Origin of the sequence: Bradyrhizobium sp. Mp27, from assembly GCF_029953005.1 — a bacterium.
Taxonomy (GTDB): Bacteria; Pseudomonadota; Alphaproteobacteria; order Rhizobiales; family Xanthobacteraceae; genus Bradyrhizobium; species Bradyrhizobium barranii.
The window spans coordinates 1-1,267 of record NZ_JASAUS010000511.1 but is presented as its reverse complement, the minus strand read 5'-3'; the positions used below and the strand labels follow the sequence as shown (position 1 = coordinate 1,267).

1 tRNA gene and 1 pseudogene are annotated in these 1,267 nt (G+C 57.3%); both read right to left on the bottom strand.

Annotated elements, in window-relative coordinates:
- Positions 1-232: 232 nt before the first annotated feature.
- A tRNA-Ile gene (locus QJT78_RS51390) sits at positions 233-308 on the bottom strand.
- 802 nt (positions 309-1,110) lie between these two features.
- Positions 1,111-1,267 (bottom strand): annotated as a pseudogene (locus tag QJT78_RS51385) (IS6 family transposase); the annotation flags it as partial.

Here is a 1,267-nt window from a genome sequence, read left to right as displayed (position 1 = left end):
CGAACGTCGATGCTGGCTGCTTCATGTCGTCCTCGATGGCGATTGGATGGGAGGTGCAGGCGTTGCAGACGCGACGAAGCTGATTAGACCCCCTCACTTTTTCGGACCCCAAAATTGGCGAAAAAATCGGGAAGAAATTCGGCAGGCTGATCAGGGAGTTCTGAGATCGAGTCGATTCGAAAACGAAATCGAGTCGTTTTCAAAGTGTCCGCACATATATATTTGAACTCACTGGTGGGCCCGGCAGGACTCGAACCTGCAACCAGACCGTTATGAGCGGCCGGCTCTAACCATTGAGCTACAGGCCCCGCTGCGGGCGACCGCTCAAAGACGGCCGGCAACGGTGCGCGGCCCGTTTACAGGATAGCCGGCATTCCGGCAATGCCAATTGAAAGAGGCGATTGGGTCCCGCTTTGGCGCTCGCGTCGCTTTGTCGGAGCAAAGCTGGAGGGGCCCTTAAGACGTACGGGCTGTCAAGCATGGAAGCGCTGAGCTGACCGAGACAGCCCAGCCTTGCGAAACGGAGTTGACACGGCTCAAAGAGATGCAGGCCAAAACTCGCGAGAGCGATCTTCAAATCTAAGGTCGTAAGGTTGTAAGAAAAAGGCGCATTGAAAACTACCATACGCGCGTGAATGTAACCGACCATCTCTCGGACCACGGCTCCGTTCTTCTGTTCGACAAACGCCTGGTCGTTCTTGCGGTAAGGCCGGCATTCTAGGCCGGTCATTCCGACAAGATCGATCTCCTCCACGAGGCGTTCGGCCACGGAAGGTCCGATTGTCAGACGTAGACCATCGTCGGTTCGGGCAACGCGGAGTCTGAGGCCTTCGTGCCTATCCATGACATGGGCAAGGGCATGCTCGAGCACTCGGATATTCAGGATTCCGCCGGGCAAGAAGAACAGATCGCCGATGCACGTGGAGGCTGAGCAGGCCAAGGGCTACATGGTGGCCTGGGTCATCGATCGCGCCGATGGAGGCGCCACCAGATGACATTGGTGATTCAAACTCATCGGTTCGACGCTGATCGTAAGCGCAGCTCTGCGGCGCTTTAATTGGCGCTTGACGTCTGTTTGATCACGGTGTGTCCTGGCACGGCATCGTCAACTTAATCGACCGCCGAGCCGAAGGAGGCGATTCTCATAGGTCGAGAGTCGGCGATAGCGCTTGTCATGGAGATCTCGCGCCAAGTCGCAAAGGCTCGCTCGCGCGAAGCACGACGGAAGTCGGCGGTGGCGGCTACCGGGATAGGGGATGTGGAAAAG